The sequence below is a fragment of the Gracilimonas sp. genome, assembly GCF_017641085.1.
Classification (GTDB): domain Bacteria; phylum Bacteroidota; class Rhodothermia; order Balneolales; family Balneolaceae; genus Gracilimonas.
Genome location: NZ_JAEPPI010000002.1, coordinates 691,181 through 716,928, shown reverse-complemented (window position 1 = coordinate 716,928; position 25,748 = coordinate 691,181). Strand labels below are relative to the sequence as shown.

Sequence of the window (25,748 nt, the reverse complement as noted above, 5' to 3'; positions counted from 1 at the left end):
CTTTTCTATTTAGCTTTTATTTGAATATGTGTATCCCTGAATTAGTTTTCAACACTTGTTTTATCCCAATTTTCGAGCAGAACTCTCATCAATGATTTTGCAGCCGATCGCGAAACCTGCCCAAGCTTTTCATCACTGATTTGATCATCTACCTCATAGGTCAGTGCATCAATGCCGAAGGCATGATAGAACCAGTTTTTAGCGATAGGCGATGAGGTGTCGAACGGCTCAATGTTAAATTCAACCTCTTCATTGTCTTCCTGAATACGTTCTACCCACTGCTGGGTAATATTATCCGGATTGGTTTTTACCTCCTCATTTATGGGATAGAAAATATTTTCGTTGGTAGAGTGAAAATCGATGGCATAGAACATCTGCCGTAAGTCAGAATTTTTTAGCGGCTCCAGAGTTTCTTTCACGATTCTTGTTTCGGGCTGATTGAAATTTTCCCAGTCGCGATTTAAATCAACCCCGCCGGCATTATGTCGCCAGTGGCCCATATCAACCCCGTCAGGATTTAGCATTGGGAATGCTTTTACCACGAAGGTCTCCCTGAACTCCCGGGCTAACGCATTGTCGGCCGTCAATTCTTCCAGGAAAATTAGCGAAGCAAGATAACCCGTTACTTCCGGCGGATGCTGACGGCTCACGATAGCTAAAACCGGAGCTTTTTGATTTTGCTCAACTTCTGTGATTCCAAGCTCCCAAATCGGCCGCCCCAATTTTGATTTACCCACTTCTTTCATCTCAACAAAAGAATTACCCAAAACCCCGCGATGGGTTAAAGTGGAAAGTAAATCGGATGAGGTATGAAGCGGTTGCCCGCTGATAATTATGGGGTCCGGGGCCAATAACACTTCAAAGGTAGCTGTACCGGTGGCAGAATCGTACTGAACGGGCAGCTCCATCTGCTGTTTCCACGTGCTGTCGGGCTGAACCCAACTTTGCAATTTTGGGAGGTATCTATGCGTTGCATCCAGGTAATTAAGCCGTATCTTTGCCATCCGGACGGTATCACTCCATATTTTGAAGGCGTACCAGGGACTATTATTGATTGGGCCATTTTCAGGTGCAATAAAAACCTCAACCGCTGAGTCACTATACGCGTAAACATCATTCATACGAGCTCCATCAAATTCATTGCTAATCCAGACCTTGGGCGAATCTACCCCAATGGTCCGGCGAGCCTGTTTTTGAATGACTTTGTCGGTGGTGTTGGTTACATCCGGAGGATCGTAAGAGAAGCCTGAGAACTCTTCCGTGCTTTTGCATGAAACCAGTATCAAAGAAACAATAAGGACCTGAAAATACTTATACATATATAAGCGCAATTAACGTTATGGCTCATTTAAAAACTGAGCAGTACAACTAAGATTTCAAAGATAGCAAACATTCAGTTATACTTATCTTTATTAATATAAATCACTCACTTGGTTACTACTAATTTAAAACTTCTAATCCATCTCTTCACGCTGCTGGGTGTTTTCCATCTTGTTACCGTACAAGTGGCTGCCCAGGAAGAACCTGACCCCGCACGGGTTTGGAGCATTAACATTGAAGGAAACCGAACGTTTGAAGCGTTAGTAATTAAAGATGTGATTTATAATGAGCCACCTTCACCATTTAAGAAACTCCTGTTTTGGCGACAGCCGGGAATGATCCTCAACGAGAATGATGTAAAACGTGATGTCATCCGAATCAAACGCTTTTACCAGCGAAGGGGATTTGACGATGTAATTGTAAACTACCGCATTGAAACGCTGAGTAAAGAATGGCGAAAATCCATCATATTTGAAATCACTGAGAACACCCCCATCAGGATTAAGAAGGTGGACTTCCTGGTTTCCACAAGCAGCGAAGACCGGGCTTTAATTACGGATGATGAGGATTTCCAGGATATAAAGAAAAATCTACCATATAAGGTCGGTCAGCGCTACGAAACCATCAATAAAACAGAAGTGGAAGGAAAGCTTGTGGGGCGGCTTCGCAACCTTGGTTATCCTTATGCAACAAGTGAGGTTAATGCTCAGATAGACAGCATTTCCAAAGCAGCGAACGTAACTCTGGTAACCAACCCGGGGCCACGAGCACGATTTGACTCAGTAATTGTAGAAGGAGAAGAGAATCTTGCTGAAAAATACATTATCAGAGAGACAGGTATAGAGCAAGGTGAAATGTTCAGCGAAAATAAACTTAGAGAGGCCCAGCGGGAAGTCTTCAGTCACCACATGTTTCGCTTTGCGCTTATCAACATTCCTGAGCAGCCGCAAGACTCTACCATAAGTGTAAAGGTGAGGGTGAAAGAAACTCCCCTGCGCACGGTTCAGCTTCAGTTTGGAATCGGAAACCTAACCCGTATCGATGATGGCTGGGCCGACTTCTACAAGTTATTTCGGGGACAGGCTTCATGGACCCACCGCAATGTTCGCGAACGCGGAGAACGATTCAGTATTACCGGAAATGCCTCGGCTATTGAACAACGCCTTGGCGCCAATTACCTGTTCCCTTATGTGTACAACACAAAGACTTCGATTATTTTATCTCCATTTTTTGAGCATAAACTGGAGCCTTCCTATGAGATTGTTCGCGGAGGTATAACCAACAGCTTCATCTACCAGTACAGCTCTAATTTAACCGGTACAATATCTCACGAATTTACACTGAACAACGAGATTAACCGGAATTCCCAGGAAAGCCTGCCCGACAGTATTCAAGCTTACAATGTTTCTTCTTTTAACCTGAATGCATTTTATGCCCGAAACTTGCAACGAGGGAAAAAGGGCTGGTCGATACAGCCATTTTGGGAATTGTCCGGCTTGTTTGGAGAAGCAACCTACAGTTTTCAGGAAGCGGGAATGGACATCCGTAAATTCTCAGCCCTTAACCAAAATATTGTATTTGCAAAACGCATAAACTTCGCCGGAATCTATTATGCAAAACAGGATTCCCTGCCTTCCGACATCCGCCTTTACAGCGGTGGCACCAACTCGGTGCGTGGCTGGAGCCGACAAGAGCTGGGCCCTAAACGGCCCATCATAAATGAGCAGGGTGAGTTTGAGCAATTTGTGCCTGTTGGAGGACGAGGTATGTTTAGCTTCAACACCGAGCTCAGGTTTCAGCTTAACCAGCTAATCAAAGGCTTTGGCGTTGCTACCTTTGTGGATGGCGGACAGGTTTGGAGAAATTTCAGTGATATCGGCACCACCCCCATTCAGTTTGGGGTTGGAGGCGGACTTCGTTACCAATCGCCCATAGGCCCTATCCGTATCGATATAGCGTATAAAATCAACCCAACTGATGAAGACCTTCAAATTTATCGGGGGCGAAATTTCGGCAGTGCCTGGGATCGGTGGGGACTTCACTTTAGCATCGGGCAGGCATTTTAGCATATGAGTGAAAAGAACACACATATCATGGTTCGTATTTTGAAAGTCACCGGCTGGACTCTGCTCGCACTTTTCATTCTGGGTGCAGCACTGCGTCTTTCCCTGAAAACCTCACCGGTTCACAATTTAGCCAAAAATAAAATTACCTCGCTGGCAAACCAGCAACTCAATGGCACCTTATCTATTGGAGATATCGATGGGGATTTATGGAATGATTTTATCGTAACCTCCATCACCCTACAACAAACCGATACCCTCGCAAGTATAGACACGCTGGGTATCCGGTATAATATTTGGTCGCTGCTGAACAGCTCATTTCAGGCTCAGCAGATCCGGGTAAATGGACTGAATGCGTCAATTATTGAAGAAGCCGACACAACCTTCAATGTTCAAAACCTGGTTAAGGAAGCCGAGCCGACTCAGCCTTCTTCAGAATCGGCATTTGGTCTTTATCTGGAAAAAATCCTCGTAGAAAACAGTTCGGTTTTCGTGCGCTCGTCTTCCTACTTACCCGACTCTGCCCTGACTATTGAAAACCTTAACGCCTCAGCCGGCTTTTATTTAGACGAAGAGATTTCCGGTTCCCTGTCTTCTCTTTCTTTTAAGGTGAAGGAAGGGCGGCTCCCGTCAGCCATCGCTGTTGAAACAGCCGGATCCTATCAAAATCAGGAAATAACTTTAAACCGACTGGTTGTTGAAACCGGCCGATCGTTGCTTAACGCCAGTGCCTTTGCAAACCTTCAGGATTCTACCTTTAATGCCCGGGCCGAAACCAACCCCTTCTCGCTAATAGACCTACAAGCGTATCTACAGAATGACATTCCTGCTCAGGAACTACAATTAGGCTTAAAAGTAGGAGGCAGTGCCGACTCCCTCCATATAGAAGTGACCGCAGAAGGGGAAGGCTTTGATGAATTTCTGGCCATTACTGATCTCTCGTTTTCCGGAGCCCCCACACTCAAAAAACTCGGAATAAGTGCTCAAAATATTGATGTCGGCTATTTTACCAACGATTCTGTAAAAGCATATGTCGAAGGGTTTCAGGCCACCGTTGAAGGACAGATTACACAGAACTATCAGAATATGAATGCGACCTGGGGATACACACTCAGCGGCATTCGTTATCAGGATTATGTGTTTGAAGAATTTTTTGGTAGCGGAACTATCGCAAATGAAGAACTACGTGCCAACTTTGAGTTAAGCGATGGCGAAGATAGGATTATTGCCAACCCATCTGTTCAACAACTTTTTGATGAGCATCCTTCATGGCAAGTGCCCGTTGTTGTTTCAAACCTGGACATTGGTTGGTGGTTACAAAACCCTGAACTCAATGGGAAATTAAGCCTCAGAGGCCGGTTTGATGGGAAGGGATTTCAACCCTCGGAACAACCATGGACATTCCGGTTATATCCGAGTTCGTCTGCCAAGAGCCGACCTGCTTTTGTAAATAAACCCGGCGAACCAAAGCGCATGATTCCTCACGTGGGTACTGATACACTTACAATCAATGGTCAGGTAATATCGGATTTCAATATTCAGGGTTCCGTCACCAAAGACTCTCTAAAAGCCGGAGGTTTTGTACAGCTGATTGATAGTAAGATTTCGTTTAACAGTGCCGTTGCGGATTATCTCGGTGAGGCGCCTTCTTATTCATATAATGTAAACACCTTGTCGTTTAATGCTTCAGAAATTGCCGGGGTTGAGGATTTACCCACCAGTATCAATCTCAAAGCCGATGGGTTCGGCCGTTATTTTGATCCTGATAAGATCGAACTGCAATCCAATCTACTCATTGATTCAAGCTATGTAAACGGCGCTGCTTTCGACCGCCTCAACATCATGGCCAACCTGAACGGGAATATTCTCACTATCTCGGAAGGTGACCTTAACAGCGAGGTTATTGAAGGAACTTTTTCCGGTCGCCGTAACCTTCAGGATCAATCGGACCCGATGAATAAGTTGGCGGTGGATATGAAGATCAAAAACCTGCAGCCTTTAGCATCCGTGCTTGGCATACAGCTACTGAGTGCGCAAGGAACCGTGACCGGAAACATCACCGAAAAAGAAAAACGGCTTCAGTTTGACGGCAACGTGGACTTGCAAGACTTCAAATACGACACGCTCCTTTCTGCACAATCCATTGAAGGAAACACGCTGATAGGTATTGGCGATAATTACAGCTACGATCTGACGCTCAACTTCGGTCAGCCTGCTTACTCTGACTTTGCCCTGCAAGACATTCATTTTGAAACCATTGGCATTGCTTCTCCCGACTCCATGAATGGTACATTTATGCTGGATATTGAAAGTGACGATGCCGGGGAAATCACCCAGTCAGGAAATTATGAAATCAATCTTGCGTCACTACGCACCCACCTGATGTGGCAGAAATTTGATTTTACAACCCCTGCCCGGGTGCTTTCTCTCCAATCTCCATTCCGGCTGACTTACCAGGATGCAACCATTCAAACCGATACCCTTCACCTGCAATCGGATGGCGGCACCTATTTAACTATGGCTATTCCCTATGCTGATTCTTTGAAACAGGAAGGCTGGATTCGCGGCCGGGACTTTGACTTTGGGGTGATACAGGAAATTATTTTTGACGAGCGTTTTGTGGATGGCATTCTTTCCGGAAATATGCGGTTCGCAAACAGTCCTCAGGATCTATCCGGTGACGGGCTCCTGACGTTCACTAATCTTGCCTATCAGGGTACCGAAGTTGATACCATGAATTTGAATTTCAGCCTGGTTGCCGAGCGGTTGAAGGCTGAACTCGGGCTAAAAATGAACGGGGAAGAAAAAGTATCAGGCCGTCTGGATGTCCCTTTTGTAGCCGCCGATCCCGCTTCTCTTGACGATTCCTTTTTTGAAGAACCGGTAAGCGGGCAGTTTGTAATAAACCCTGTTCAACTAAGTGAGTTCCAGAACCTGCTGAATGCTTTTGGTATAACCGGTACCCGCGGAATACTCTCCTTCAATGGAGTTCTTTCCGGTACAGCAGGGGAACCTGACATGGAAGGAATTTTTCAACTTGCCGACCCCACGCTTTCCGGGATTAAAATTGACTCCGCCTTTGCCGAATTCCGATATCATCACCAGCAAAAAAATGTAACGGCAAATGCTGAAATCCGGGCACAAGGGCAGCAAGCGGCTTCTATCCGTTCTGAACTACCGATCTCTGTTGATTTCCGGACTTTATCCATGAATATGCCGGATGAAGATGATTCGCTTTACATCAGTATGGTTACCGATGATTTCAACTTATCGGTGTTCAACGATTTTCTGGATAAGCAGTACATGAACAAGTTGAGGGGCATGCTTAATGCTGACATCAAAATTGCCGGTACCAAGAGCACACTTACACCTGAGGGATATCTGCGGCTCGACAAAGGGGAGCTTTCCGTGCCCATAGCAGGCATTAAATTAACTCAGATTAAGTCTGAACTGGATTTCAATGAATCCGGCCTGCGGCTAAAAGAACTAACCGCCAGAAGCGGAAGCGGCCGGTTTAATGCCAATGGGTCCATTGCCATGGAGGGTATAACCCCAACAAACCTCAATATTGATGCTAAAGCTACTCGCTTCCGCCTGGCCAACACATCTGATTACAACCTTACCATTGACCTGGACAGCAAGTTGTCCGGCAAGCCAACACGCCCGGAAGCCTCGGGTGAATTGCGCGTTAAGAATGGATTTGTGTACCTGCAGGATTTTGGTGAAAGATCAGTAGAAACCGTAGAGCTGGAAGGGGAAGAAACCTCCTCATTCAGTGCCTACGATTCATTGTCCATTGACATGCGTTTCGTAATTGAGCGAAACTTCCTGATTCGTAACCGTCGCTACCTTGACATGGAAATTGCTCTAACCGGCGAATTGGATGCGCAAAAACAGGTTGAGCAGGACCTGCAACTGTTTGGGACACTGAACGCCCAGCGTGGATATGTTCGACCTTTAGGCAAACAGTTTACCCTTGATGAAGGAACCTTCACATTCAGCGGTCCGGTTACAAATCCCGACTTGTTCATCAAAACCAGTTATGTTCCACAATCTTCCCAAAAGCAGGGCGACCCCATCATCCTATATTACATCATCGAAGGGCAAGCAGAGGATCCTGATTTCAGATTTGAAAGTACTCCTCAAATGGAACAGCAGGATATCGTTTGCTACACTCTCTTCAATAAGCCGTGTTATGCTTTAGAGTCGTGGCAGCAAGTGGTAAGTGGAAGCAGTGGTTCATCCCCTACTGATTTACTGGTAGATGTGCTGCTGGATGAATTTGAAACACTAGCTACCCAACAGCTTGGAATTGATGTGGTCCAGATTGATAACTCGGGGGCAAATGGAAACCCATCCATTAAAACCGGCTGGTATCTGAATCGCCGAACGTTCTTCGCAATCGTGAATGAGATAAGCGGAGCAACGCCGGAAACCCTGTTTATCCTCGAATATCTGCTCACCAAGAATCTTGACCTCATCCTTACACAGGGCGACGACAACCGGCAAGGCATCGACATCCGCTGGCAGTATGATTATTAAGAAAGTGCTAATGTATTTACGTGCGAAAGTTGCAGTGTTAACACTTTCGAACTTTAACACGTCAGCACGTCAGCACATTAACACTTTACCTCTCCCCGGCAGCATTCTTCGGCATTGGTCCCGCAGGCAGCACATTGTCCGTGGCCATGAACCCAGACTAACTCTGCCTCCTGCCCGCAGAATAAACACCGGCGTTTTGCTTTTTTAGGTGGTTCAGTTTGGGGTGGTGAAGTATTGTTATCCATTGTCTTCTGTTAATTCAGCATAAGCCACTTCTATATTCGCGCTTAGCGGAAGTCTCCAGCCCGGAGCCTTGAAATCCTCAAAACCGTCCAGCGTTTCTTTATTCATCAGTTCCTCTTTTGACATCCCGGCGTCCATTCCTTTTTGGGTATAATCTAAGAGAGCTGACAGAAAATCGCTCATTACTTCCAGGTCTTCCGCACTTCCCGTAATTCCGTAATTTGAATTGCCATGCCCGAAAATATACATCGCATCAGACGGGAGGTCATCCGCTGTTCGGCTCAGTGTGGTAATCCAGTTTGAAATGGAAGCTCCGGCTCCGCGATCAATAAAGGGATGAACACGGTTAAACATCAAGTCGCCCATGTGAGCTATATTCGCTTTCTCGAAATAAATGACTGAGTCCCCTCCGGTGTGCGCCGGGCCGTAGTGAGTCAGATGAACGGTCTCATCCCCCACATCTTCCGACCATTTTTCTTCATAGGTGGTGTCCGGATAAACCTGAGCATCCAGTGCTTCCTGACCACGTGATTCCGCTGAAGCTTTCTGCAGATCCGGTACATTTTTATGAGCACCAATACGCTTCACTTTTCCTTTGAAGACCGGATTACCTGCTGTATGATCGCCATGATGATGCGTATTAATCAGCATATCAAAAGCTATGTCCGTCATTTCTTCCAGTCCCGAGATGCAGGTTTGAGCCGACTCAGGAAACTGAGAATCTACAATCACCACTGCATCGTCATTTACCAGCCAGCCAATGGTTCCTCCCTGGCCAACAAAAGTCCCCACATTTCTTCGAAGGGTGGTAAACGGACTTTCCTGCACGGCCGCAAAAAATTTATGGAGTGGCAATGTAGCGGCAGCTCCCATTAAGGCTGATTTCAGCAAAAATTCCCGGCGTTTCATAGGCTTTGATTAGGTTGAATATAGAATGATCAGTCAACGCAATATAAAAGACAAAACATTCCGTGCAAGTTTGGAGATATTGGTTCTCCAATCAGCAGCGTAATTCGTGCCAACGCAGAGCCTCAGGCACGAGGAGGCTGCAAGAAAGTATTAGAAACCTTTATTGAATGGCGATAGATCGAGCGACCGACTTTAGATGGACGATTTTTCTATACCCCTCGCTCCGACCTATCACTCGCTCTGACGCTCTGCGTCGGAGCGTACCTACAAGTCTACTCTAAACCGCAAACATCTGCTCCACCCGCCTCATCGGCGTTCCATTCCCAAGGTCGAACAGGCTTCTAACTCATTCCGCGATAGCGGCCGGGCTTGTGATTAATGGCCAGAATGATATTCAGAGCAACCGATGCCAGTACCGAAAAAGCGAGAGCTTTCCAGTCAACCACGAAAAAGGCCGCCAGGATGATGAGGGTATCCGCCACCATTTGAAACTTACCGGCACTGATTTGAAAATATTCCTGCACATAAATGGACAGGATATTCAACCCACCCAGGCTGGCTTTATGCCTGAATAACATCAGCAAGCCACTCCCGATCAGGAAGCCGCCGAAAATAGCCGCAAACCAGGGATTAATTTCCCCGAACTCAAAGATCATTGGAATGAATTCGGTAAGAAATGAAACTCCAAATACTGCCAAAAAAGTCTTGATGGTAAACTCCCATCCCAGCTTTTTCACAGCAAGCACATAAAAGGGCAGGTTGATCACAAAGAAAACGACTCCAAAGCTGAAGTCCGTGGTGTACTGTACTAAGAACGACACCCCCGCCGTACCACCAATCAGGAAGTTCATATGCGAAAAGATGGCGATACCAAAAGCCGCCAACAGCGAGCCAATTACAATGCCCTGGATGTCATCAAAAACAGAGTGTTTCGGTGGTTCCGGTTGGTCGATTTCGTTTGGTTCTTGTTGTTCTCTCTTATCGTCAGTCAGTGTTTTCTCTTGGTCCATTTAAGTGATTTGTTCATCCCTGATGAGCAACAGGATAGCTGCGTGCGGGACGATTAAATATTTTTCGTTTTCAAATTCAATTTCGTAGGCCTGCTTTTTCAGGAAAATGGCTAAATCTCCTTCAATAGCCTGCATGCCAATGTACTTAGTGTCGGTACTTCCCTTCCAGGTCTCCTCAATATCGGTGTTTGGGATGGGATAACCCGGGCCGGTTTTTACGATATAGCCACTTTGAATTTCCTCTTTTTCCTTTACGGAAGCCGGGAGCACAAGGCCGCTCCGGGTGTGGGTTTCCATCTCCCGCGGCTTGATGAGTACCCGGTCGCCCACAACCACAAATTTCTCAATGGAGTTCAGATATTCTTGTATCATAGCTTGCTTCGAAATTTTCTGTAAAGATACGGAATTTGATGCTTTGGTAAACCGTTTGCATACATCAATTATACCCCTGATTATTCCTTTGAAACTTTCGAAGCTATTAACCCGATAAAGTCAGGTATAAACGAAGGACATTCTCTATGAACAACAAATTATGTGTGATTACCGGAGCCAATTCCGGTATTGGATTTGAAACCACCAAAGCGCTGGCAAAAAAAGGTGCCTACATTGTGATGGTTTGCCGGAATGAAGACAAAGCCGTGGAAGCCCGGCAGCAAATCATCGACCAAACTTCAAACCCCGGAATCGATATTGTACTCTGCGATTTTGCCATCCAGTCAGAAATACGGGACGCTGCAGAGAAGATTAAAGCCGATTATGATAAAGTGGATGTGCTAATCAATAATCACGGCTTTTTGGCTTCCGACCGGGAAGAAACAGTGGACGGGCTTGAAAAGACCTTTGCAGTAAATCACATCGGCTACTTTTTGTTTACCAACCTGCTTTTGGATCACATCAAAGCCTCTGACTATGCCCGTATAATCAGTGTGGCCTCAGAAGCCCACCGCCGCGGAGAGTTTGACCCGGAAAACCTGCAGCTTTCCGAAGCATACAAACCCATTAAGGCCTATGGAAATTCTAAGCTGTTCAATATCCTGTTCACCAAAGAACTGGCCCACCGCCTGGTTGATTCCCATGTTACGGCAAACTGCCTTCATCCCGGTGTCATAGCCTCCAATTTTGCCAACAGTGCCAGCTGGATTATGAAAACGCTCTTTACAATCGGTAAGCCGTTCATGGCCTCTTCCCGTAAAGGAGCTCAAACATCCATTTATCTTGCTGCCTCAGCGGATGTAGAGAATGTGAATGGCGCTTACTTCAAAAACAAAAAGGCAGCCACCCCCAGTAAAACCGCCCGCGATGCCGATGCAGCCCGGGAGTTGTGGAAAATGAGCGAAAAGCTATGTGGTTTATAGATCTTTGCCATTGATTAATCGACCAACTAAAGAAAATTTTCAACCTTTTCTTGGAGATCGCTTCGTCGACGAACACTTCAAACCAATTCAAGCATTGGGCTCCTCGCGATGACTGCTCTTTTTATTCTCGAGTTATTTCAGGTTCAGCTTCGAAATTACAATGCCGGCAACCATTACAACTGCTGAGATGATAATGGGAGTGTAGTCTCCGGTACTGATGGCAACATCTGCACCAAAGGCCTCAAAAGATTCGGATTCCTGCATATACTGGTATCCAAAATAGATAATTCCTATTAATCCACCTGCGGTTAACATGCCGCCTATAGTCTTTTTCATATGTCTTTGTTTTGTTTGTATTCACCTTATTAAAGACTTTCAGCGGTATTTTGTTTCATTTATTTTGCAAAATCATTGTTAAATAATTTATTTCGTGTATCACACATATAAAAAAAGGCTTACCGGTTATCGGCAAGCCTTTTATAATTACCTAAATGCTTTTTTAGTGTGATGCATATACGCTGGTGGTTCCGTCCTTTTTCAGGAGTAATACATCATAATTGTCAGCGGGACGCCCCGGCATTTCCATTCCGGGTGATCCGGTCGGCATTCCCGGAACTGCTAAACCAATTACATCTTCCGGTTTTTCCTGAAGCAGGCGCTCCACATCTTCGCGGGGCACGTGTCCTTCCACAACATAATCGCCAATCATCGCGGTGTGGCAGGAAGCCAATTCACGGGTAATTCCGTTTTGCTGTTTCACCTGCATGAGGACCGGAGTCGGAACTTCTTCTACAGAAAACTCCCCCTCTTCCATATGATCGCCCCACTTAGTGCAACACTGGCAGCCTTCATTTTTATACATCACCACTTCGGTTTTATCGGACAGGATGCTTTGCGGAGAATTACCCGGCCAGAATAAAAAAGCAGCAACACCTACCGTTACTAATAATCCAACAACTAAAATTTTCGTGTTATTCATATTCTTCGTTTGTTTAAAATGATTTGCGACAAGATAACTTTCCTGAAGCAATTTTGTTTTACCGGATTTAGTTCAATTTTGCCTTCCCAAGTCTGCGGGAATTAAACACCACGTTGATGGAACTGAATGCCATCGCGGCTTCGGCCAGCAGCGGATGCAGCCATCCCACAAAAGCCAGCGGTATCATAATCAGGTTGTAGAAAAAGGCCCAGAATAAATTCTGCTTAATTTTGGTGAACGTTTTCTTACTCAGGTTAATCGCCCGGATCACTGCTGAAAGGTCGCCTTTCACCAGCACAATATCACCGGATTCTATCGCTACATCCGTTCCGGTTCCAATGGCAATTCCGACATCAGCCAGGGTAAGTGCCGGAGCATCGTTGATGCCGTCACCGACCATAGCTACTACATCTCCGGAATCCTGAAGGCGTTTCACTTCATTGGATTTTTGATCAGGTAGTACTTCCGCGATTACTTCATCAATACCAACCTGATCGGCAATTGCCCGGGCTGTTTTCTGATTGTCTCCCGTAAGCATAATGGTTTTGAGTCCCAGTTTTTTGAGTTCATCAATGGCTTGCTTACTGTCTTCTTTTACTTCATCGGCAATGCCAAGCAGACCGGCTACTTCGCCATCAAAACTGACCAACACTGCTGTTTTAGCTTTTTCTTCCAACTGCTGTTTCTGAGATGAAACATCCGAAGATATTTCTACCCCCAGCTTTTCCATCAGCGATGGCGTTCCAACCCCCACCTTTTTGCCATCCAGTTCAGCATAAACTCCCTTGCCCGTCATAGATTCAAATCCCGAGACTTCCGTCGGTTTAATGTCTTTCTCGGAAGCATAGTTTACAACTGCCCGGGCGAGCGGATGTTCGGAATTGTTTTCTACTGATGCCGCCCATTTCAACAGGTCAACTTCTTTGGTTTCGCCAAATGGGATCACATCTGTCACCGTTGGTTGTCCTTTTGTGATGGTGCCCGTTTTATCCAGCACAATGGCATTCACATCTTTCATGCGCTGAATGGCTTCCCCTTTTCGGATAAGGATTCCATTTTCGGCTCCAAGTCCTGAGCCCACCATCAGGGCCGTTGGAGTTGCCAACCCGAGTGCACAGGGACAGGCAATTACCAGAACGGCAATCATCGCATAAAAAGCCAACGCGGTTGACCCTAAATCCGGATTTACCCAGGGAATAAAAGCAGAAGCCCACTCCACAATTCCTCCGAAAAAGTCCGGAAATAGCAGCCATGAGGCAAGTGTAACCAGCGCCAACAATAAAACTACCGGGACAAATATACTGGTGACCCGATCGGCAAAATCCTGAATAGGAATTTTACTTCCCTGCGCTTCCTCTACCAATTTTATGACCTGGTTCAGGAAAGTCTCATTTCCCACTTTTGTTGCCTTCACCTTTAACACGCTGTTGGTATTCAGGGTGGCGCCGATTACTTCATCTCCTTCCGATTTTTCCACGGGCATCGATTCTCCGGTTGCGATGGACTCGTCCACGCTGCTGCTTCCTTCAATAACTTCTCCATCGGTTGGGATTTTTTCTCCCGGCCGCACCAGCATGACGTCCCCAACTTGTAATTCTTTAATTGGGATTTTTACTTCTTCCCCCTCTCTCAGAACGGAAGCTTCTTTGGCACCCAGCGTCAATAACTTCCGGATGGCCTGTGAAGCACTCCCTTTGGCTTTCGTTTCAATAAACCGGCCGGTTAAGTGAAAGGCCATGATCATCCCTCCGATCATGGCGAAGCTGTGGAAATCAGGCCCATATCCCAGTTCATGGGCCAGCTTTACAAAACCGGTAGAAAGCGAAGCCAGGGCTCCCATGGCAATCAACACATCCATATTGGGACTCAGGTTTACCGATGACTTCCACGCACTTTTGATGGTTTCCCATCCGGGTACAAAAATGGCAAATCCGGAGAGCAGGATCATTCCCAACTCCATTCCCACCGGCCCTAAAAACATATAATGGGCAATCCACATCGGGAGCATCCACAACAGCATCACTGCGGTAGGGGCCCACGACCACACCATATTTCTTCTGGCGGTCTCGTACTTTTTTTGCTCCCTCTCCTCCACCTTGTCTGCTTTGGATTCCGAATCAGAGTCATCGCGAATAAGTGTATAACCCGCTTTTGATACTGCTTCCCCGAAATCATCCATGGTAAGGTCGCCCTCATATTCCACCACCGCTGATTCTGTAGCCAGATTTACGCTGGCAGACTTTACCCCTTCCAGGTTCTCAAGCTGTTTATCCACTGCATTGGCACAGCCTGCGCAATGCATCCCATCAATTTGAAGTGTGACTTTCATGGTTATGCTTTCACTCCTTTCATAGTATAACCAGAGTCATCAATAGCTTTTTCGAAATCGGTCAGCTGAACGCGGGAATCATCATACAAGACCTCAGCCGTTTCCTTATCGAGTTCCACTTTTACAGACCCAACTCCTTCTAATGATTGCAGTGCAGATTCAACGGTGTTTACACATCCGCTACATCCCATTCCTGATATATTTAATGTGATTGTCTTCATAGCATTGGTTTTTGAATTTTATTCAAGATAAGTCTCTCACCACTTCCTGAAATGCTGAATATTGACTGATGTTTACACTATTCTGTCATCTCAACATATTTAGTGACGGCAGGGTTTTAGCCTGCGCACCAAAACAGACATCAAGGCCATCCTTCAATCCTGCAAATCATGGTTCAATGCCGGTTATCAAAAATGTGCCCTTCGTTGGCTAACCCATCCTTGTTCCTTCCCTTTTCTGAAGGGAAGGAGACTCCATAGCTGCTATGCCAAAGAGAATCAAACCACTTGCTTATGTAGTGCAATACATCGGTGCTATAAATGAAGTCCAACCATACCCACAATATCTTCCGGTAAACAAGCATGCCCTTCAGAGCTGAGTTATAGGCTGAACACAACCAAAAAAATCCCCGCAATCCTTATATCCTAAAAATCATGGCTCCCGTTAACTAACAATGATGACACATAAACCAATTTTTGCAATTTTTCTCCGTCAAAGTTTTTATTCTCATGCTTCATTCTTAACACCGATTTATCCATGAAAAAACTGATTTCATTTACTCTCGTTCTGTTATTATTTGGCGCTGACCTCAACGCCCGGCAGTTTCCCAAACAGCTGGAATTCAAAGACATTTTTCACGAGCCGTTTATTCCCGGTGCCCGTCCATCCTTTTCTCATTTCTCACCGGATGGCAAAACCATCTATTATACCTGGAGCGACTCGGGCACTTCAGATACCGATCTCTTCCGTGTTGGGTTAAGTGGTAAAAATCAGCAGAAGGCCGAGGATAATGTAGTCCGAAATTATGAGCTGTCACCCAACGGTAATCACGTCCTTTACACCAAAGACGGAGACTTGGTGCTGGCGGATAAAAGCTTCGAGAATGAACGAGTAATTGTGGCCTCAAAAGGTTTTGATTACGATCCCGTTTGGAGTGCCGATGGCTCACGCTTTGCTTTTGTTCAGAACGGAGACGTCTGGGTTTCCGGTGTTGAACAGGCTTTTATGAAGCAAATCACCAATCGTAAAGAAGGCCGGCCTTCTTATAATGTGGAACACTGGGCCGGCAACAAATTAGTACTCACACAAACCGACCGTTCAGATTACCGGGAGGTGTTCTTTCCCGAATACGCGGACACCTTCGTAGAGCCCGGAGGTGATGGCCGCGGCATCCCAACCCGAATGGTATCTATTGCCGGTGTTGATTCGGGAGATGTTGAAATCATTTTTACTCATAAAGGATATCTGGATACCGATGTAAGTTCATCAGGAAACCATCTCGCCATCGACTACCTGGATCCCGCCATGAAAAACCGAACCATCACTGTGTATAACGTGAACACCCTGGAGGCCAAGACGCTTTTTGAGGATGAAACAGAAGGCTGGATGTACAACACCAACATGGAATTTGCCCCCATTACCGACCGGCTGATGTTTCAAAGTGAGCAGGACGGCTGGAATCATATCTACACCGTTAACCCGGACGGTACCGGATTTGAACAGCATACGTTTGGCCAATATGATATCCCGTGGGCAACCTGGATTGATGAGCGCACCATTGTGATGGCCTCTTCTGAAATGGATCCCGGCGAGCGACAGCTATACAAGCTGGACATCATCACCAACCTGCCAACTAAACTCACCACAGAAGAAGGCTACCGAAGAGATTTCGAAATCAGCCACGACCGCAGGTATGTAGTGTATGAAAAAACCTTTTTCAACGAGCCCTTCGATTTGTACGTGGTAGATACCATGATTCCCCAAAGAGAAACTCAGCTTACCAACACCGTTCCCGATTCTTTTTATGAATATGACTGGCAGCAAGAGGATTATGTGCGATTTAACGGCCGAGATGGAGAAACCCGGCTGTCTATGTCGGTATTGAAACCGGCCAAAAGAAATCCGGACGGCAACCCGGTGGTAGTTTTTGTACACGGTGCCGGATCACTTCAAAATGTGTACAAAGGCTGGTCAAATAATTACTGGCGGGAGTATATGTTTCATCAATATTTAACCCTGCAGGGGTATTATGTGATTGAAGTGGACTACCGACACAGCACCGGATATGGACGCAAATTCCGCGAAGACGTCACCAACTGGATGGGCAAATACGAAACCGAAGACATCGAAGACGGACTCGCATTCCTGGCTGATAATTATGACAAAGCTGATACCTCGCGCGTAGGAATTTATGGCGGAAGTTACGGCGGCTTCATGGCGCTGTATGCGGTGGGCGTTTCTCCTGAACGCTTTGACGCAGCAGCCGGATTGCGGTCGGTCACCAATTGGGAAAATTATTATTACGCCAACCCCTGGTACACCCTGCCGAGATTAGGAACTCCGGAAGACCATCCCGAGAACTACGCCCGAAGCTCGCCCATCACCTATGCAGATTCGCTGGAACAACCGGTTATACTGTTACATGGGTTGATTGATGATAATGTAGGTTTCCAGGATGCCGTGCATTACATTGAGATCCTCATCCAAAGTGGAAATGAAGAATTCGAGATGATGATGTACCCAACCGAGCGACACAGCTTCCGGGATGAAGATGCCTGGTATGACGAATACCGCCGCATTTATGAATTCTTTGAAAAACATTTGAAGTAAGCGGAACCGTTCTGAAATTTATTTCGGGTAATTAAAGTTATCATCCGGAGAATCACTTATTACTGCCATGAACCTATTTAAGAAAATAATGCTCTGGATTGCCGGCCTTCTGATTACCGCCTCCTTGTTTATAACCATTGTTGGCTGGGCGGTTTCCAAACCCGGGTATCAGGGGCCGGAATCGGACCATTTCAATGGAACTACCTTTGAGAATCCCGGCGATGTACCCTCCAAAGACTTTTTCGATGTAATGAAGTGGTATTTCCAGCGGGAGCAGGGTGAATGGAATGAAGTTCCTGAAGAAGAAATCACCTTTGCCGAGCGCCCTGATGATAATGTCACATCAGGCTTGAAAATCACTTATGTCAACCATTCCACTTTTCTGATTCAAACAGCCGGGGTTAATATTCTCACCGACCCTGTTTGGAGTAAGAGGGTAAGCCCGATGTCGTTTACAGGCCCAAAAAGATTTCGCCCACCCGGAGTACGGTTCGAAGACCTTCCGCCCATCGACCTGATCATTATCAGTCATAATCATTATGATCACTTGGATATCAGCACCCTGAAGAAGCTGAATGAAAAATTTGAACCACGAGTGATTGTACCGCTTGGCGTCGATGTTTACCTGAATCAGGAAGGCATTCAAAATACCATTCCCCTGGATTGGGAAGAGAATCAGCCCATCGACAGCGACATTACTGTTCACTCCGTTCAGGCACAGCACTTTTCAGCACGCGGTTTATTCGACCGGGATAAAACCCTTTGGTCTGGTTATGTAATCGACACTCCCTCAGGCAGCGTGTACTTTGCCGGAGATACCGGTTATGGAGACTTTTTCACCAATATCGGGGAGAAACACCCGGAAATTAAAGTTGGGCTGATACCCATAGGGGCCTACAAACCCCGCTGGTTTATGAAGCCGATGCATGTAAACCCGGAAGAAGCCATCCAAATCCATAAAGATGTTGGAGCTGAAATATCCTTTGGTATGCACTTCGGCACCTTTCCCCTTGCCGACGATGGCATGAAAGATCCCGAAAATGATTTTGCCAAAGCCATGCAACAACCCGAAAACAGCGGAGTGAACTTTAAGTTACTTACTGAGGGGGATAGTTTTCAGGTTCAATAACCCACGCGAATGGTCTATATATGACTCGAAATGATTCAACATTTCCACCTAATTTTTAGTCGATCATTTTGTACATTGTCGCAGAGTCAAAGCGACCTTTAGAATGTCAGAAACGTACCGCGCACTTACCCGAAAATATCGACCGCATACCTTTGAGGATATTGTCTCGCAAGAGCATGTGAGCAATACCATAAAGAATGCCATTAAGCAAAACAGGCTGTCTCATGCCTATATGTTTTGCGGTCCCCGAGGTGTTGGGAAAACCACCATGGCGCGTGTGCTTGCCCGAACGATTAACGAAATTGACACCAGTGTTGATGGCGAGTCGCTGAACCAGACGCTCAACATCGTGGAGATGGATGCCGCTTCCAACAACAAGGTTGATGACGTTCATCACCTTCGGGAAAGCGTTCGTATTCCTCCTCAAAATGGCCGCTACAAAGTTTTTATTGTGGATGAGGTTCATATGCTCAGTAAAGCAGCTTTTAATGCGCTGCTGAAAACGCTGGAAGAACCGCCAGAACACGCTATCTTTATCTTTGCGACTACCGAACCTCACAAGGTGCTGCCTACCATCCTTTCTCGTGTTCAGCGATTTGATTTTAAGCGAATTTCCGTAGATGAAATCGTACAGCGCTTGCGTAAGATTTCCCTGGATGAGGATATTTCCATTGATGAAGAATCCCTACATGTAATCGCCAAAAAAGCCGATGGAGCGCTTCGTGATGCTCTTGGACTAATGGATCAGGCCATCGCTTTTTGCGGGGATACCATCACCCACGATGAACTGCTGCAGGCACTGAATGTGGTGGGTACCGACCGCCTGTTTCAGTTTATGGATTGTGTGAAAGAGCATGATGCCGACAAAGGACTGGAACTTATCAACACCTTACTGCAGGAAGGATACGACATTCAGGAATACCTGATTGGGCTGACTGAACACCTGCGAAATTTATACATCGCCCAAGAGTCAGCACAGCTTTATTTGGTTGAGGCTTCTGAGGAAACGAAGAAACGGTATCAGCAAACGGCCAAGGATTTTTCCCGGGATGATTTAATGCGGATGCTGCACATTATCAGCGAAGCTCAGATTAAGTTAAAAGATGCGAGTCAGCCACGTATTCAGTTTGAAATTACCTTGTTGAAGCTGATTCACATGAAGCGATCTGAGCAGCTATCCGAGTTATTGGCCGGTTTGGAGGAGTTAAAAAAAAACTCCGGTAACTTCGTAAGCTCTTCTCAAAACGGTTCAACCCAAAAAGAAACTGAGCCTGAGTCTGCACAAAATCCGGAATCTTCTTCCAACGGGCATCAGGTTGAACAAAATGAGCCTCAGAAACCGGAGACCGAAGAACCCAAAAGCGAGGCTGTTCAAGAGGAAGATGCACAGGAGGAATTAGAAGAAGAGTTTGAGGCCGGGGAAGTTGATTATGAAGAACCTGATCCGGAACCGGTAGAGGAAGACGACGATTTTGATATTGGCACCCCGGCACTTATGACCAGTCTTTCCAGAAAAACGGCGGCGGCTTCAAAGAAAGCATCTACCCCAAACGGAGCTGCTGAGTCGCCCTCAAAGCCTTCTCCAAAAGAGCCTAAAAAGGCACCCGAGAAACTCACGCTTGAATACATCCAAAACTCCTGGCCGGAATATCTGGACTCTCTGAAAGGCGATTTCCCCATGTTGCTGCACCTGCAAATGGAACGGGTAAAAGTAGTAAAGCTGAAAGGATCTGAGCTGTTTTTGGAGTGTGATAATCAGTTTGCCCAAAAAATGCTGGATGAGCAGAAATCCGAACTCCAGAAGAAGTTAAAGGAATGTGTGGGCGCATTGCTGCGTTTTAATGTGTCGGTTGGTGAGCAGCAGGAACGCGAAAAACCGATGAGCGTGTATGAACGCTTCAAACAAATACAACAAAAAGATCCCATTATCCGTGATATCGTTGAGATTTTCGGGGCCGAACTTGAGTATTAGATAGCTATCAGGTAGCAGCTTTCAGCTCTCAGTCCATTTATGCTGATGGCTGAAAGCTGAAGCCTGACAGCTAAAATAAATTTTAAATCCAATTCAGAATTATGAGCAACTTCAATATGGCCGATATGTTTGGCAAGATTCAGGAAATGCAATCCAAAATGCAGGAAGCCCAGGAAGGCTTACAAGATGTGATTGTGGAAGCCGAAGCCGGCGGCGGAATGGTGAAGGTAAAAGCCAATGGCAACAAACAAATCGTATCTATCGAGATGGATGACGATGTGGTTGACCCACAGGATAAAGAAATGCTGGAAGACCTGATTGTAGCCGGCGTAAACAAAGCCCTTGAAAAAGCCGAAGAAGCCTCTAAAGAAAAAATGCAGGAAATGTATAAAGGCATGATCCCCGGCGGCGGAATTCCCGGAATGGATATGTCAAAATTTGGACTATAATTTAGGTTTTAGTTACAAGGTGTTAGGCTTTAGCATACCTAAAACCTAACACCTGACACCTTGCCACTTAATACATGCAGATAACCTCAGAATATTTGGAGCGGGCCATCGAGCAGCTCGCCAAGCTCCCGGGAACGGGACGTAAATCAGCCCAGCGCATTGCCATTCATTTATTGAAACAGAATGATGAGTACGCTCAAAAATTGGCTCAGGCCATTGTAGATCTGAAAGAAAAAGTTACCCGCTGCTCCGTTTGTGGAAATGTGAGTGACTCCGACCCCTGTAAAATCTGTGATAATCCGAAAAGAGACCCGTCCGCCATTTGTGTGGTTGAGGAATTCAACGACGTGTATATCATCGAAAAATCGAATGAGTTCAGAGGCCGTTATCACGTGCTGGGAGGGGTCATTTCTCCCATGGATAACATCGGCCCGGATAAACTGCGGATTCAGGAGCTATTGAAACGAGTGGGGGAAGATGATCAAATTAATGAAGTAATCCTGGCCCTGAACCCCGACGCTGAAGGGGAAGCAACTTCTTATTACATTAACAAACTTCTGAAGAACTATGAAGTTGACGTGACCCGTATCGCCTACGGCATCCCGATGGGAACTGAACTCGAGTTCATTGATGAGGCAACCCTAAGCCGTGCCTTCGCCAGCCGTAACAGTTTTTAAAAGAAATTAAGAATGAAAAATTCAAAATTTTAAATTAGCGTAACAGCGATCCTAATTTTAAATTTTTCATTTTGAATTAACCCAACCACCAAACATGAAACAGTTAATATCTTTTTTTCTGGTCACTTTGTTGGCCTTTTCGACCCTTAACGCCCAAAACCGAACCTACTGGCAGCAGCATGTTGATTACACCATGGAAATTGACGTGGACGCTGAAAACCACCAGTATTCCGGTAAGCAAACTCTGGTTTATACCAACAACTCCCCTGATGTATTAGACCGGGTTTATTATCACCTGTATTTCAACGCGTTTCAGCCGGGTAGCATGATGGACGTCCGCTCCCGGACTATTGAAGATCCTGACCGAAGAGTGGGTGATCGTATTGCAGGATTATCCGAAGATGAAATTGGTTACCAGCGGGTTAATTCTCTTACACAGGATGGCAAACCGGTTGAATACGAAACTGACGGCACAATATTAGTTGTGGAACTGAATAAGCCGATTCAACCCGGAGCTTCCACCACTTTCAAAATGGAATGGGATGCACAGGTGCCTCTTCAAATTCGCCGATCCGGGTGGAATAATGCCGAAGGTGTAGAATTCTCAATGAGCCAGTGGTACCCTAAACTGTCTGAGTATGATTTTCAGGGATGGCATCCAAATCCTTATGTCGGACGTGAGTTCCATGGAGTTTTTGGTGATTTTGATGTCAAGATTTCCATCGATAAAGACTATGTGTTAGGTGGAACCGGAGTCCTTCAAAACCCTAATGAAATTGGATATGGATACGAGGAGGAAGGGGCTGAAGTAAACCGACCCCGGGGCGATAAAATGACCTGGCATTTTAAAGCTGAAAATGTCATCGACTTTTTCTGGGGAGCCGACCCCGATTTCAAACACGTTACTGCTCAGGTTCCCAACGGACCCAAACTTCACTTTCTGTATCAGCAGCCTGCTGTAGTTGAAGGAGCTTCCGATGAACAAAATGCGCAGTACACCCAGAACTGGGAGCAGCTGGTGGACTACACTATTCGTGCTGTTGAGTATGCCAATGAAAACTTCGGCGAGTATCCTTATCCGCAATACACCAACCTGCAGGGCGGTGACGGCGGCATGGAATATCCCATGGGAACATTGATTACTGGTGGCAGAAGCCTCGGAAGCTTGGTGGGCGTAATGGTACACGAAATGTATCACAGCTGGTTCCAGAATGTACTGGCCACCAACGAAAGCTTGTTAGAATGGATGGATGAAGGCTTTACCAGTTATGCTTCCGCTGAAACCATGGCTCATTTATTTGGCCGAAATTCCGACTTCCCATATGCCGGTTCTTACAACGGCTATTACTCACTGGTAGAATCAGGCCTGGAAGAACCCATGACCACCCATGCCGATCACTATGAAACCAATTTTGCCTATGGTCGGGCTGCTTACTCCAAAGGAGCCGTATTCCTGGGGCAAATGGAATACATTATTGGGAAGGAAGATTTCCGAAATGGAATGCTGAATTACCATAAAGAGTGGAAGATGAAGCATCCAACGGCGCTCGACTTCCTCAGTATCATGGAAAAAGAATCCGGCATGATCCTGGATTGGTATTATGAATATTTCGTTCAAACCACCAAGACCATCGACTACGGCATTACTTCTGTAATCGGAAATGAAAATAAAACGTCCGTAAAAATTGAACGCATTAATTTGATGCCGATGCCGCTCGATATTGTGGTTGAATATCAGGATGGCAGCCGTGAATTATTTTACATACCCTTACGCGTGATGCGTGGCGAAAAGCCTAACGAAATGGATATGAAGCGAACGGTACTGAAAGACTGGCCGTGGGTTGAACCAAGCTATACCATGACCATCAACAAAGCCGCTTCTTCCATTAAAACAATCACTATAGATCCTTCTCAGCGACTGGCTGACATCAACCGAAAAAACAATTCTTTTGATGTATCAGCGATGCTGAACGATTAATTCTGACTTTAACTTTAAGGTGTCGTACCCAAGTGCGACACCTTTTTTATTTGATAAAATTCTTACCCGAAACAAAACCACATGTCTAAAAAAGACTACGCGAAATTAGCTATTGAAGCCCATCAAAAGCATAAAGGAAAAATCTCTGTTGAGCCTAAAATGCCTCTGGAGACCAAAGATGATCTCAGCATTGCCTATACGCCCGGAGTAGCAAGGCCCTGCGAAGAAATAGCAGAGGATAAAGAAAAAGCATACAACTACACCGCTAAAGGAAATATGGTGGCGGTGGTCAGCGACGGTTCTGCCGTTCTTGGATTGGGTAATATCGGGCCGGAAGCTTCCCTACCGGTAATGGAAGGAAAATCGGTGCTGTTTAAAAAGTTCGCTAATGTAGATGCTTTCCCCATCGTACTAGACACGCAGGATACCGACCAAATTGTGCAAACGGTAAAAATGATTGCTCCCGGATTTGGAGGCATTAACCTGGAAGATATTTCAGCACCCCGGTGTTTTGAAATTGAACGTCGCCTCAAAGAGGAATTAAATATCCCCGTTTTTCATGACGACCAGCACGGAACGGCCATCGTAACACTGGCAGGTATGTATAACGCTATGCGACTCACCGGCAAGAAGCTGGAAGATATGTACGTAGTGGTGAACGGTTCCGGCGCAGCCGGAGTGGCTATTGTAAACCTGCTGTTTGAAGCGGGCGTAAAAGACGTGGTTATGTGTGACAGCCGGGGCATTATCCATAAAGAGCGGACCGACTTAAATGACACCAAGAAGCGTATGGCTGAAATCACCAATAAAGGCCACCGAACCGGACAGCTGAAAGATGCCATTTCGGGCAGTGATGTATTTATAGGAGTTTCGGTGCCGGGTGTGTTAACACAGGATATGGTGAAAACCATGAATAAGGACCCGATGATTTTTGCGATGTCGAACCCCATCCCCGAAATTATGCCCGAAGACGCTAAAGCCGCCGGTGCCGCTATCGTAGCAACAGGGCGATCCGACTTCCCTAATCAAATTAACAACGTTCTGGCTTTCCCAGGAATTTTTCGCGGAGCCCTGGATGCACGAATCACCAACCTGACGACCAAGATGTTCATCACCGCAGCCAAAGCCATTGCTGATTGTGTGGATGATCTCTCAGCTGATAAAATCATCCCCAGTCCATTTGATGAACGGGTTCCTCAGCAGGTAGCAAATGCTATTCGGGAAAATCAATAATATTCTTTATGTGTGATGAACAAATCTCATAACCTTGGGCTTCCCTTTTCCATACTTTTAATAATAATTGCTCTTGGCAGCTGTGCTATAAATTCAGAAAAAGAGGATCATTTTGAACCTATATTCAAAGCCGAAATAAATGGTGAATCTTTCGATGGTACCGATTTTGAGGAAAGTGCTAAAGCAAGCATGACTCAACAAGGAGATTATCATTATTTGACTATAGCTGCTTACCAATATAATAAAAACCTTTTCCCATACAACGAGTACATAGGGATTTCTTTGATATACCAGCAAAGTAAAAACAGCTTTCCTACAAAAAAGGATACAATTAAAGTAAATGAATACTATGACAGATATCCTGGTGGAAAATATTCTGAAAGTGACGGGGACGCCAAAATTTCCTGGTATGAAGCCTTTGATGAAAACGGTTATATCACGGTAGAGATGAAAGAATTGGAAAATGGAGAAATAGTAGTTTATGGAACCTTTGAAATGAAGGTGGCCGTTCAATCCAGGGCTGATCAATACAGCCAGCGTGTTAATCAGGATACTTTATCTATTACTAATGGAGAATACCGTTTAATGTTAGAAGACCGGAGGTAAAACTACATTTTCTGAATATTTTTACCACTAATATAAAACCCTACGACCCTTTATACTTTTTAACACCCTGACTATTGGTTAAATCAGTAATTTCCGGCTCTCGCTCAACGAGTTACAAATAAATA

19 protein-coding genes are annotated in these 25,748 nt (G+C 45.7%); 11 read left to right on the top strand and 8 right to left on the bottom strand.

Features of this window, described 5'->3' with window-relative positions; all coding sequences use genetic code 11:
• Positions 1–41: 41 nt before the first annotated feature.
• A complete protein-coding gene (locus JJ941_RS10160; RefSeq protein WP_290964661.1) occupies positions 42–1,319 on the bottom strand; it encodes a M14 family metallopeptidase in 1,278 nt (425 codons plus the stop codon).
• Positions 1,320–1,430: 111 nt separating this feature from the next.
• Here JJ941_RS10160 and JJ941_RS10155 point away from each other — a divergent pair, with 111 nt between their 5' ends.
• Complete coding sequence (locus JJ941_RS10155) at positions 1,431–3,386, top strand: BamA/TamA family outer membrane protein (protein WP_290964657.1); 1,956 nt, start codon at positions 1,431–1,433, stop codon at positions 3,384–3,386.
• A 3-nt stretch (positions 3,387–3,389) separates the two neighbouring features.
• Positions 3,390–7,925 carry a translocation/assembly module TamB domain-containing protein gene (locus JJ941_RS10150; RefSeq protein WP_290964655.1) on the top strand — a complete coding sequence of 1,512 codons (4,536 nt, stop codon included), beginning with the start codon at positions 3,390–3,392 and terminating at the stop codon, positions 7,923–7,925.
• 237 nt (positions 7,926–8,162) lie between these two features.
• On the opposite strand, the gene JJ941_RS10145 is transcribed toward JJ941_RS10150, so the two are convergent.
• The 3 genes from JJ941_RS10145 to JJ941_RS10135 all read right to left on the bottom strand — a co-directional run bounded on the left by JJ941_RS10145 (position 8,163) and on the right by JJ941_RS10135 (position 10,459).
• Positions 8,163–9,077, bottom strand: coding sequence for an MBL fold metallo-hydrolase (locus JJ941_RS10145; protein ID WP_290964653.1), 915 nt, complete (start codon positions 9,075–9,077; stop codon positions 8,163–8,165).
• A gap of 341 nt (positions 9,078–9,418) precedes the next feature.
• A complete protein-coding gene (locus JJ941_RS10140) occupies positions 9,419–10,087 on the bottom strand; it encodes a YitT family protein (protein WP_290964650.1) in 669 nt (222 codons plus the stop codon).
• Positions 10,088–10,459 carry a co-chaperone GroES family protein gene (locus JJ941_RS10135; protein WP_290964648.1) on the bottom strand — a complete coding sequence of 124 codons (372 nt, stop codon included), beginning with the start codon at positions 10,457–10,459 and terminating at the stop codon, positions 10,088–10,090.
• A 146-nt stretch (positions 10,460–10,605) separates the two neighbouring features.
• Here JJ941_RS10135 and JJ941_RS10130 point away from each other — a divergent pair, with 146 nt between their 5' ends.
• A complete protein-coding gene (locus JJ941_RS10130) occupies positions 10,606–11,442 on the top strand; it encodes an SDR family oxidoreductase (protein WP_290964645.1) in 837 nt (278 codons plus the stop codon).
• A 132-nt stretch (positions 11,443–11,574) separates the two neighbouring features.
• Here the strand turns inward: JJ941_RS10130 and JJ941_RS10125 are convergent, their stop codons facing one another.
• From JJ941_RS10125 to JJ941_RS10110, 4 genes are all read right to left on the bottom strand, one after another.
• Complete coding sequence (locus JJ941_RS10125) at positions 11,575–11,778, bottom strand: hypothetical protein (RefSeq protein ID WP_290964641.1); 204 nt, start codon at positions 11,776–11,778, stop codon at positions 11,575–11,577.
• A 163-nt stretch (positions 11,779–11,941) separates the two neighbouring features.
• Positions 11,942–12,421 carry a DUF411 domain-containing protein gene (locus tag JJ941_RS10120; RefSeq protein ID WP_290964637.1) on the bottom strand — a complete coding sequence of 160 codons (480 nt, stop codon included), beginning with the start codon at positions 12,419–12,421 and terminating at the stop codon, positions 11,942–11,944.
• Positions 12,422–12,488: 67 nt separating this feature from the next.
• Positions 12,489–14,750 carry a heavy metal translocating P-type ATPase gene (locus tag JJ941_RS10115; protein WP_290964633.1) on the bottom strand — a complete coding sequence of 754 codons (2,262 nt, stop codon included), beginning with the start codon at positions 14,748–14,750 and terminating at the stop codon, positions 12,489–12,491.
• A gap of 2 nt (positions 14,751–14,752) precedes the next feature.
• Positions 14,753–14,971, bottom strand: a complete 219-nt coding sequence (locus JJ941_RS10110; protein WP_290964631.1) for a heavy-metal-associated domain-containing protein — start codon at positions 14,969–14,971, stop codon at positions 14,753–14,755.
• 535 nt (positions 14,972–15,506) lie between these two features.
• On the opposite strand from JJ941_RS10110, the gene JJ941_RS10105 reads away from it, so the two are divergent.
• From JJ941_RS10105 to JJ941_RS10070, 8 genes are all read left to right on the top strand, one after another.
• Positions 15,507–17,579 carry an alpha/beta fold hydrolase gene (locus tag JJ941_RS10105; protein ID WP_290964628.1) on the top strand — a complete coding sequence of 691 codons (2,073 nt, stop codon included), beginning with the start codon at positions 15,507–15,509 and terminating at the stop codon, positions 17,577–17,579.
• 67 nt (positions 17,580–17,646) lie between these two features.
• Positions 17,647–18,708 (top strand): MBL fold metallo-hydrolase, encoded by a 1,062-nt coding sequence (locus JJ941_RS10100; protein ID WP_290964625.1) that lies wholly within the window; start codon positions 17,647–17,649, stop codon positions 18,706–18,708.
• 103 nt (positions 18,709–18,811) lie between these two features.
• Positions 18,812–20,680, top strand: coding sequence for a DNA polymerase III subunit gamma/tau (dnaX, locus tag JJ941_RS10095; protein ID WP_290964622.1), 1,869 nt, complete (start codon positions 18,812–18,814; stop codon positions 20,678–20,680).
• A 101-nt stretch (positions 20,681–20,781) separates the two neighbouring features.
• The gene (locus JJ941_RS10090; RefSeq protein ID WP_255133726.1) at positions 20,782–21,129 is read left to right on the top strand and encodes a YbaB/EbfC family nucleoid-associated protein; all 348 of its coding nucleotides are present in this window, start codon (positions 20,782–20,784) and stop codon (positions 21,127–21,129) included.
• Positions 21,130–21,203: 74 nt separating this feature from the next.
• A complete protein-coding gene (gene recR / locus JJ941_RS10085) occupies positions 21,204–21,806 on the top strand; it encodes a recombination mediator RecR (protein ID WP_255133728.1) in 603 nt (200 codons plus the stop codon).
• Between the two features lie 94 nt (positions 21,807–21,900).
• Complete coding sequence (locus JJ941_RS10080) at positions 21,901–23,784, top strand: M1 family metallopeptidase (RefSeq protein ID WP_290964615.1); 1,884 nt, start codon at positions 21,901–21,903, stop codon at positions 23,782–23,784.
• An 81-nt stretch (positions 23,785–23,865) separates the two neighbouring features.
• The gene (locus tag JJ941_RS10075; RefSeq protein WP_290964612.1) at positions 23,866–25,017 is read left to right on the top strand and encodes a malic enzyme-like NAD(P)-binding protein; all 1,152 of its coding nucleotides are present in this window, start codon (positions 23,866–23,868) and stop codon (positions 25,015–25,017) included.
• A gap of 15 nt (positions 25,018–25,032) precedes the next feature.
• Positions 25,033–25,623, top strand: a complete 591-nt coding sequence (locus tag JJ941_RS10070; RefSeq protein WP_290964609.1) for a hypothetical protein — start codon at positions 25,033–25,035, stop codon at positions 25,621–25,623.
• The last annotated feature ends 125 nt before the right edge of the window (positions 25,624–25,748 follow it).

Excerpts from the sequence above, each read along its gene's own strand:
- JJ941_RS10160 (WP_290964661.1), bottom strand. The coding sequence starts at position 1,319 with ATGTATAAGTATTTTCAGGTCCTTATTGTTTCTTTGATACTGGTTTCA.
- JJ941_RS10150 (WP_290964655.1), top strand. The coding sequence starts at position 3,390 with ATGAGTGAAAAGAACACACATATCATGGTTCGTATTTTGAAAGTCACC.
- JJ941_RS10145 (WP_290964653.1), bottom strand. The coding sequence starts at position 9,077 with ATGAAACGCCGGGAATTTTTGCTGAAATCAGCCTTAATGGGAGCTGCC.
- JJ941_RS10140 (WP_290964650.1), bottom strand. The coding sequence starts at position 10,087 with ATGGACCAAGAGAAAACACTGACTGACGATAAGAGAGAACAACAAGAA.
- JJ941_RS10135 (WP_290964648.1), bottom strand. The coding sequence starts at position 10,459 with ATGATACAAGAATATCTGAACTCCATTGAGAAATTTGTGGTTGTGGGC.
- JJ941_RS10130 (WP_290964645.1), top strand. The coding sequence starts at position 10,606 with ATGAACAACAAATTATGTGTGATTACCGGAGCCAATTCCGGTATTGGA.
- JJ941_RS10125 (WP_290964641.1), bottom strand. The coding sequence starts at position 11,778 with ATGAAAAAGACTATAGGCGGCATGTTAACCGCAGGTGGATTAATAGGA.
- JJ941_RS10120 (WP_290964637.1), bottom strand. The coding sequence starts at position 12,421 with ATGAATAACACGAAAATTTTAGTTGTTGGATTATTAGTAACGGTAGGT.
- JJ941_RS10115 (WP_290964633.1), bottom strand. The coding sequence starts at position 14,750 with ATGAAAGTCACACTTCAAATTGATGGGATGCATTGCGCAGGCTGTGCC.
- JJ941_RS10110 (WP_290964631.1), bottom strand. The coding sequence starts at position 14,971 with ATGAAGACAATCACATTAAATATATCAGGAATGGGATGTAGCGGATGT.
- JJ941_RS10105 (WP_290964628.1), top strand. The coding sequence starts at position 15,507 with ATGAAAAAACTGATTTCATTTACTCTCGTTCTGTTATTATTTGGCGCT.
- JJ941_RS10100 (WP_290964625.1), top strand. The coding sequence starts at position 17,647 with ATGAACCTATTTAAGAAAATAATGCTCTGGATTGCCGGCCTTCTGATT.
- dnaX (WP_290964622.1), top strand. The coding sequence starts at position 18,812 with ATGTCAGAAACGTACCGCGCACTTACCCGAAAATATCGACCGCATACC.
- JJ941_RS10090 (WP_255133726.1), top strand. The coding sequence starts at position 20,782 with ATGAGCAACTTCAATATGGCCGATATGTTTGGCAAGATTCAGGAAATG.
- recR (WP_255133728.1), top strand. The coding sequence starts at position 21,204 with ATGCAGATAACCTCAGAATATTTGGAGCGGGCCATCGAGCAGCTCGCC.
- JJ941_RS10080 (WP_290964615.1), top strand. The coding sequence starts at position 21,901 with ATGAAACAGTTAATATCTTTTTTTCTGGTCACTTTGTTGGCCTTTTCG.
- JJ941_RS10075 (WP_290964612.1), top strand. The coding sequence starts at position 23,866 with ATGTCTAAAAAAGACTACGCGAAATTAGCTATTGAAGCCCATCAAAAG.
- JJ941_RS10070 (WP_290964609.1), top strand. The coding sequence starts at position 25,033 with ATGAACAAATCTCATAACCTTGGGCTTCCCTTTTCCATACTTTTAATA.